The organism is Deltaproteobacteria bacterium (genome assembly GCA_016183175.1).
Taxonomy (GTDB): Bacteria; UBA10199; UBA10199; order UBA10199; family SBBF01; genus JACPFC01.
Genome location: JACPFC010000099.1, coordinates 1 through 7633 on the forward strand (window position 1 = coordinate 1; position 7633 = coordinate 7633).

The window sequence follows — 7633 nt, forward strand, 5'->3', positions numbered from 1 at the left end:
CTCTCCGGCGCGTCGGGATCGGGCAAAACCACCCTCTGCCGGATGATCGAAAAGCGCCTCGGTTTTTTCTATTCCATCTCCCACACGACCCGGCCGCAAAGGCCCTCCGAAATCGACGGACAGGATTACCATTTTGTCAACCGCTCCCGGTTTGATAATATGATTGAAGAGGGGGCGTTCCTCGAATGGTCGGAGGTTTACGGCAACCTCTATGGCACCTCCCGGGCGCCTGTTTTGGCGCATTTGTCGAAGGGAGGGGGAGTTGTCCTTGATGTCGATTGGCAGGGGGCCTTGAAAATAAAAAAGGAACGGCCGGAAGCCGTCTTGATTTTTGTCCTTGTTCCCTCCATAACCGATCTTGAATCGCGGCTGGTCCGCCGGGGGAGCGAGTCGCCGTCAGCCCTGAAAAAAAGGCTTGAAGAATCGAAGAAAGAAGAGAATTACAAAAAATATTACGATTATGTGGTGGTGAATAAAAACCTCGAACGGACCTATGAGGAAATAAAAAAGATCATCTCGCATCATCATGCAGGCACAAGAGGCCACAACTGAAAAAAACATCCTTGTCGTCAAACTGGACGATGTCGTCTCCAAAGTCCAGTCGTACAACCCCCTGGCCGATATCGATCTCATCAAGAAGGCCTATGTTTTTTCCGCGAAGGCCCACGCCGGCCAGAAGAGGAGGTCGGGCCAGCCGTATCTCATCCATCCGCTGGAGGTGGCCAACATCCTGGCCGAGATGAAAATGGATGTCGCCTCCATTTCCGCCGGCATCCTTCACGACACCATCGAGGACACAAAGGTCACCCGTGAGGAGTTGAAGACCGTTTTCGGGGAGGAGATCGCGGAGCTGGTGGACGGGGTCACCAAGCTTTCAAAAATTCCGTTCAATACCCGGATGGAGCGGCAGGCGGAAAATTTCCGGAAGATGATTTTGGCCATGGCCAAAGACATCCGGGTGATCCTTATCAAACTGGCCGACCGCTTGAACAACCTCCGGACGCTTCAGTTCATGCCGGAGGAAAAGCAGATCCGCATCGCGCAGGAGACGCTGGATATTTACGCCCCGCTGGCCAACAGGCTCGGGATGCAGTGGATGAAGGTTCAGCTGGAAGACCTGGGGCTCCGTTTCACCCGGCCGCAGACCTACCAGCAGATCGAAAAAAAAATCGCCCGCCTGAAGAAGATCAAGGAGCATTACATGGACCGGGTGGAGAAAGGGGTCACCGCCCATTTCATGGATTCCATCCGTGCTTTCAAGATTTTAGGAAGGATGAAGCATGTCCACGGCATCTACCGGAAGATGGAGCGGCAGAACATCAGTTTCGAGCAGGTGCACGACCTTCTGGCCTTTCGCATCCTGGTCCCCACGGTGGAGGAATGCTACGAGGCCCTCGGGCTTTTGCACAGCATCTGGAAGCCGGTGCCGGGGCGGTTCAAGGATTACCTCGCCATGCCGAAGGCCAACAACTACCAGTCGCTTCACACCACCGTCATCTGCCTCGACGGCGAGCGGGTGGAGTTTCAGATCCGGACGTTCGAAATGAACGAGACCGCCGAACAGGGGATCGCGGCGCACTGGAAATACAAGGAGGACGGCCGGATCGACATGAAATCGGAGGAGACCTTCCGCTGGCTCCACCAGCTGGTCGACTGGCAGAACGAGCTCAAGGATTCGGTGGAATTTCTGGATACCGTGAAGCTCGATCTCTTCACCTCCGAAATTTATGTCTTTACCCCCAAGGGGGACGTCCGCCCCCTTCCGCACAACGCCACGCCGATTGATTTCGCCTACAGCATCCACACGGACGTCGGCGCGCATTGCACCGGGGCACGGGTCAACGGGCGCATTGTTCCGCTGACGCACCATCTGGCCAGCGGCGACACGGTGGAGATCATCACCAGTCCGCACCGCTACCCCTCCAGGGACTGGCTGAAGGTGGCGGTAAGCTCGCGCGCCCGGGCCAAGGTCCGCCAGTTTTTAAAGCAGGAACAGCGCGAAAAGAGCATTCATCTGGGGAAGGAGATCTATCAGGAGGAATGCGCCAAGTTCGGCATCGACGCCTCCGAATTTCTCAAATCGGGCGCGTTGAGGGAATATCTGGAGAAGAAGGGGATTGTGGGGGAGAATAGTCTTTATTCGGCTCTGGCCTACGGGAAGATTTCCATGCCGGTGATTACAGCGGCCCTTTTTCCGGAAAAGACCAAAACGACAGCCGTTCCCCCGCCGGAGGGGTTTTTGAAGAAAATTTTTCGGAAGGTGTCCAAACAGACGCGGGACGTGGTGCGGATTGACGGTCTGGAGGATCTTCTGATCGCCTTCGGCAAGTGCTGTCACCCGATTCAGGGGGATCCGATTGTCGGTTTTGTCACCCGGGGGAGGGGAGTGACGCTTCATCGCATCGACTGCCCCAAGGTTCCCTCGATAGACCCGGCCCGCCGGGTGAACGCCGACTGGAACTACAAGACCGACCTTGTCCGGACGGCGCGGCTGAAAATTCTCTGCGAGGACAAGCCGGGGATGCTGGCGGAAATCACCGCCGCCATCTCTTCGCGCCAGGCCAACATCACCAAGGCGCTCGTCCGCACCACCAGGGACAAAAAGGCGGTCATCTCCATGGATGTCGGCGTGCGCGACACTGACGAACTGCACGCCATCATGAAATCGCTGGAAAAAATTGAAGGGGTGATTTCGGTGGAGAGGGAGCTGGGATAGTGCCTGGGTGCTCGCGTTTTTACACGGGCACGCGGGCCCACGGGCACTTTATTTACCCCGCCTTGACTACCACCCCCGACCGGAGGCAACGGGTACAGGCGCGGACCCTGCGGACCGTTTTCCCCAGGAGGACGCGGATAGTCTGAAGATTGGGCATGGAGAGCTTTATCGTCCGGTTGTTGGCATGCGAGACATTGTGCCCCCGAAGCGCCCTTTTGTTGCAGTAATGACACGAATAAGCCATATTATTTGGGGCCCGTTCGGCCCGTTCGATGCTACTCGCATCATGGATTTCGGGCCTCACATGGCCCCAAACCCCGCGCAAATCACCGGCAAAGCCGGATGATTTGCTTGAGAGCGCCTTCCTTAACAGATAGGGCGCCCTGCGGGCAATAAAAAAATTGATCTGGACAACCGATTTTCTCCGGCGATATATAGCGTTTTCCTGATGCAATTCCAAAATCTCCTCCAGATTTTTTCCGAAACGGCCGCCCGGCAGGGAGGCGCCCCCTGTTTCCGCTACAAGGAAGGGGGCCGGTGGCGCACATTGAACTGGAACGAGGTGAACCAAAAAATCATCGACCTCGCCGGAGGCTTGGTCAAGCTGGGGGTCAAAAAAGGGGACCGTGTCTGTATCTTTTCGCAGACCCGCACCGAATGGACACTGGCCGACATGGCCATCCTGTCGGTGGGCGCCGTCACGGTTCCGATTTATCAATCCAACCTCCCCGATCAGGCGGGCTACATCATCCAAAACTCCGAGGCGCGGCTGGCCTTTGTGGAGGATGCCGTTCAACTCAAAAAAATCAACGAGGTGCGTCCCGAACTCCCGCTGTTGAAACAGATCATCCTTTTTGACAATGGAACGGCGGCTATCAGGGAGAAGGGAATTTATACTTTGGAAGAAGTGCTCCTTCTCGGCAACGGAGAAGGGAAGGCGGCCTTCGAGGAGATGAAGAGGTCGTTACACCCCGATTCCGAGGCGTCGTTTGTCTATACCTCCGGCACCACCGGACCTCCCAAAGGAGCCGTTCTGACGCACGGAAACTTTATCGCCGAGCTGGAGGCGCTCGAGGTGATTTTCGATTTCGAGCCGCACTACGAGTCGCTCCTTTTTCTGCCGCTGGCGCACATTCTGGCTCGGGTGGTCCAGTTTGCCCAACTCCAGCGGGGTTTTATCCAGGTTTACGCCGAGAGCATCGACAAGCTTTTGGACAACGTGCAGGAGGTCCGGCCGCATCTCATGGCATCCGTTCCCCGCATTTTCGAAAAAATCCACACCCGCGTCATGCAGGGGGTCGAGGCCTCGTCAAAACGGAGGCAAAAAATTTTTTCCTGGGCCTGTGCCGTGGGAAAACAGTATTCCGCCTGTCTGCAGGCAAAAAAACCGGTTTCTCTCCTCTTAAGGCTCAAATGGAAGACGGCCTATCATCTGGTCTTTTCCAAACTGCACAAAAAGCTGGGGGGACGGATCCGGTTTTTCATCACGGGGGGCGCGCCCCTTCCGGCCGAAATCGGCGAATTTTTCGAGTCCGCCGGATTTGCCATCCTGGAAGGATACGGCCTCACCGAAACCAGCGCGGCGATCACCTGCAATACCCTTAAAGAGCGGCGGATCGGCACGGTGGGGAGGCCGCTTAAGGGGGTTGAAATAAAAATCGCCGACGACGGGGAAATCCTGACGCGCGGACCGGTGGTGTTCAAGGGATATTACCGGCAGGCGGAGGCGACATCCGAGGCGCTCAACACGGGGGGGTGGTTCCACACCGGCGATATCGGCGTTTTCGACGATGACGGCTACCTGAAAATCACCGACCGCAAAAAAGACATCATCGTGACGGCGGCGGGAAAGAACATCGCCCCCCAGAACATCGAAAGCCTTTTGAAAACCGATCCGCTGATCTCGCAGGCAATGGTGCACGGCGACCGGCGCAAGTATCTGTCGGCCCTTATCACGCTCGACAAAAACGAGATCATCCGGTACGCCCAAAACCATTCCATTCCCTTTCAGGACTACGCCGATCTGGTAAAGAACAAAAAAATATACGGCCTCTTAAAGCAACGGATCGAGGAAAAAAACAAACATCTGGCGCAGTACGAGACCATCAAAAAATTCGCCATCCTCGAGAACGATTTCTCCATCGACACCGGCGAGCTGACCCCCACCCTCAAGGTGAAACGCAAATTCACCTCCCAAAAATACAGGGAAATCCTCGACAGCCTCTACCAAGAATAGGTTTTTATTGACGATTTGCGAATGTTCCTTCATAATGACCTGAAAATTTGCGGTAGGTACATCAAAAAAGGAGGTCAAAATGGCCGAGCAAGGTTCGGGGCAGTCCACGGGATTGGCGCCCAATGTGGCGTCGCTTCTCTGTTATATCTGCACCTTTATTACCGGCATTGTTTTTCTGATCGTGGAAAAAGACAACAGGGATGTCCGTTTTCACGCCTGGCAGGCGATTATTTTCGGCATCGCCATGCTGGTGGTTCAGATTGCCCTTTCCATTCTGGGGGCCATCCTTGGCGCGGTTGCCAGTGTCCTGGGGGCGATCATCGCCATTCTGGCGCCGGTGGTCTGGCTGGTCTTTTTTATTTTCTGGGTCATCTGCATGATCAAGGCCTATCAGGGGGAACGCTATAAGCTCCCGATCTTGGGCGATATGGCCGAAAAACAGGCGGCGAAGTGACCAAACGCAATAAATGCCGTTATGCTACGTTGCCCTCCCTCGGCGCTCCCTGCGGCGTACATCTCTAGTACGCCTCGGTCGGCCTCGGTCGGGCGCCTTGCCTAACGGCATTTCTTGCGTTTTAATTGATTGCGATTGGGCAATTTTTTTTCCATCATTCTTCTCCTCGCCATTCTCACCGCCGGATGGTGGGTGACGCCGGAACAGATAGCAAAGGTTCCTCTCTGCGGCTTCAAATTAATCTTCGGCATCGACTGCCCGGGGTGCGGCCTGACACGCAGTTTTCTTTCGATCGCCCGCGGTCATCTTTTAGAGGCCGTTCACTATAATGCCGCCGGTCCTCTTGTTTATCTCTTTCTTTTGGCCTATGCGGTGGACCTGTCGCTTAAGAGGGTGAGAGGAAAGGGCTTGAGCATCCCTGTGCGCGTCTCCGAAATTTTCGGCCTTGTCCTTGGCATTTTCCTTTTTGGCCACTGGATTATCCGTCTGGCCAACGGCCCGGCCCCCGCAGAGGGTCTGCTCTCGCGATTTTTCTATTGAAAAATACTGCCGGCTCATGTAGCGCTGGGACAAGGAGGATTTACCCATGGCATTGACGGCAAAAGAAATTTTCGAGCAAAAAATCGCTCAAAAACTCATCGACAACGCGGAAAAAATAAAAACCATCAGCACCATCTACCAGTTCAACCTGACCGGCGATACGCCGTGCACCTGGACGCTCGATCTCACCCAAGCGGGGGGAAAGATTTCCGAAGGGGCCTCGGCCTCAGCCAAATGCACCGTCACCATTTCCACCCAGGATCTTTCCGATATCGTGGAAAAGAAGCTGAACCCGCAGATGGCTTTCATGTCGGGCAAGCTCAAAGTGATGGGCGACATGGGGCTGGCGCTCAAACTGGGAAACATTCTGTAATTGCCAATCAAGGGTCGGTTCTTTATACTAAGAGGCATGGAACAAACATCGAAAGACGTTGTCTTGAAAATACCCCTCTCGGTATTCGAATCGGCCGAAACCAAGGAAGATCTTGAAGATTGGCTTCTTTCGCACGATTTTGCCTTTATCGATGAGATGCGCCGCCTGAAAGCCGAAGCGGAAGAAGGCCGTGGCCGTCCGCTTGCCGATCTGGCCAAGAAATGGAATATCAAGCTGTAATCCTTCCCGATGCCGAGAAAGATCTTAACGAACTTTCTCCACCCATCCGCAATACGATTGTTCGAAGAATTGCCTGGTTGGTGAAGAATGCCGAGGAAGTCATCCACCATCCTCTCGTGGGAATGCCGGAGGACCTTGCCGGATTGTGCAAATTTCGCGTCGGCGACTATCGAGTTCTTTACTGGAAAGATGAAGCGAAAAAGGCAGTACAGGTTTTCCGGGTAAGGCATCGGTCGGAGGTGTATCGGAAACTGTAGGCCGGCGGCCCTGTCGCTCATGCCAAGAAAATCTTTCAAGTCCAAAATCGGTCATCCGTTGGTTGCCTCGATGCTCAAAGGGGATAAGCGGGCCTTGGCCCGTCTGATGACCTACGTCGACAACCGGCACGAAGATCTCATAAAAATCATGAGTGAGGTCTACGAACATTCGGGGAAGGCCTGCCGTATAGGTATTACAGGTCCTCCGGGATCGGGAAAATCGACCCTCGTTGACAAGCTCATCGGCCATTTCCGGCAACAGGGGAAAAAAGTGGGGGTGGTGGCCATCGATCCCAGCTCCCCCTTTACGGGCGGGGCTGTCTTGGGGGATCGGATCCGGATGATGGATCACAGCAGTGATGAAAATGTCTTCATCCGTTCGCTCGGTTCCCGCGGATCGCACGGCGGACTTTCACGGGCGACACGGGATGTCGTGCATCTGATGGATGCCTTCGGTTTTGACGTCATTCTTATCGAAACGGTCGGTGTGGGGCAGACGGAGCTGGATATTATGGCGGTGGCGCACTCGACCATTGTCGTTCTTGTCCCCGAGGCGGGAGACACCATTCAGACAATGAAGGCGGGGCTGATGGAAATCGCCGACATCTTTGTGGTCAACAAGGCCGACCGGGAAGGGGCCGACCGGATCGCCGGCGAACTGGCCGCCCTGTCCGACATGTATTCGTCGGAATGGAAGGTGCCGGTTCTGAAAACCGAGGCGACAAGAGGCAAAGGGATCGACGAACTGGTCCGCGCCCTTTCGGGGCATGCGGAGTTTATGAAAGGGAATCCCGCCGCCCATGAACGGGCGCACAAA

10 protein-coding genes are annotated in these 7633 nt (G+C 55.2%); 9 read left to right on the forward strand and 1 reads right to left on the reverse strand.

The window, feature by feature from the left end:
- The coding region (gene gmk / locus HYU99_09650; protein ID MBI2340609.1) for a guanylate kinase at positions 1–552 on the forward strand (552 nt) is incomplete at its 5' end.
- Entirely contained in the window at positions 527–2716 is a 2190-nt protein-coding gene (locus HYU99_09655; protein MBI2340610.1) for a bifunctional (p)ppGpp synthetase/guanosine-3',5'-bis(diphosphate) 3'-pyrophosphohydrolase, read from the forward strand. The genes gmk and HYU99_09655, both read left to right, overlap by 26 nt.
- 52 nt (positions 2717–2768) lie before the next feature.
- Here HYU99_09655 and HYU99_09660 read toward each other — a convergent pair whose 3' ends face one another.
- Positions 2769–2960, reverse strand: coding sequence for a 50S ribosomal protein L28 (locus tag HYU99_09660; GenBank protein MBI2340611.1), 192 nt, complete (start codon positions 2958–2960; stop codon positions 2769–2771).
- Positions 2961–3164: 204 nt separating this feature from the next.
- Here HYU99_09660 and HYU99_09665 point away from each other — a divergent pair, with 204 nt between their 5' ends.
- The 7 genes from HYU99_09665 to meaB all read left to right on the forward strand — a co-directional run.
- Complete coding sequence (locus tag HYU99_09665) at positions 3165–4952, forward strand: long-chain fatty acid--CoA ligase (GenBank protein ID MBI2340612.1); 1788 nt, start codon at positions 3165–3167, stop codon at positions 4950–4952.
- 79 nt (positions 4953–5031) lie between these two features.
- Entirely contained in the window at positions 5032–5406 is a 375-nt protein-coding gene (locus HYU99_09670) for a DUF4870 domain-containing protein (protein MBI2340613.1), read from the forward strand.
- A gap of 129 nt (positions 5407–5535) precedes the next feature.
- Positions 5536–5946, forward strand: coding sequence for a DUF2752 domain-containing protein (locus tag HYU99_09675; protein MBI2340614.1), 411 nt, complete (start codon positions 5536–5538; stop codon positions 5944–5946).
- A 46-nt stretch (positions 5947–5992) separates the two neighbouring features.
- Complete coding sequence (locus HYU99_09680) at positions 5993–6319, forward strand: SCP2 sterol-binding domain-containing protein (GenBank protein ID MBI2340615.1); 327 nt, start codon at positions 5993–5995, stop codon at positions 6317–6319.
- A 36-nt stretch (positions 6320–6355) separates the two neighbouring features.
- On the forward strand, positions 6356–6559 hold the full coding sequence (locus HYU99_09685) for a hypothetical protein (protein MBI2340616.1): 204 nt from the start codon (positions 6356–6358) through the stop codon (positions 6557–6559).
- Entirely contained in the window at positions 6541–6816 is a 276-nt protein-coding gene (locus tag HYU99_09690; GenBank protein ID MBI2340617.1) for a type II toxin-antitoxin system RelE/ParE family toxin, read from the forward strand. Before HYU99_09685 ends, HYU99_09690 begins: the two co-directional genes overlap by 19 nt.
- A gap of 70 nt (positions 6817–6886) precedes the next feature.
- Positions 6887–7633 (forward strand): methylmalonyl Co-A mutase-associated GTPase MeaB (gene meaB / locus HYU99_09695; GenBank protein ID MBI2340618.1); only part of this gene is annotated, 747 nt, incomplete at its 3' end.

Bases quoted from the DNA above. Each gene is read 5' to 3' on its own strand.
- HYU99_09655 (MBI2340610.1), top strand. From the start codon at position 527: ATGCAGGCACAAGAGGCCACAACTGAAAAAAACATCCTTGTCGTCAAA.
- HYU99_09660 (MBI2340611.1), bottom strand. From the start codon at position 2,960: ATGGCTTATTCGTGTCATTACTGCAACAAAAGGGCGCTTCGGGGGCAC.
- HYU99_09665 (MBI2340612.1), top strand. From the start codon at position 3,165: ATGCAATTCCAAAATCTCCTCCAGATTTTTTCCGAAACGGCCGCCCGG.
- HYU99_09670 (MBI2340613.1), top strand. From the start codon at position 5,032: ATGGCCGAGCAAGGTTCGGGGCAGTCCACGGGATTGGCGCCCAATGTG.
- HYU99_09680 (MBI2340615.1), top strand. From the start codon at position 5,993: ATGGCATTGACGGCAAAAGAAATTTTCGAGCAAAAAATCGCTCAAAAA.
- HYU99_09685 (MBI2340616.1), top strand. From the start codon at position 6,356: ATGGAACAAACATCGAAAGACGTTGTCTTGAAAATACCCCTCTCGGTA.
- HYU99_09690 (MBI2340617.1), top strand. From the start codon at position 6,541: ATGGAATATCAAGCTGTAATCCTTCCCGATGCCGAGAAAGATCTTAAC.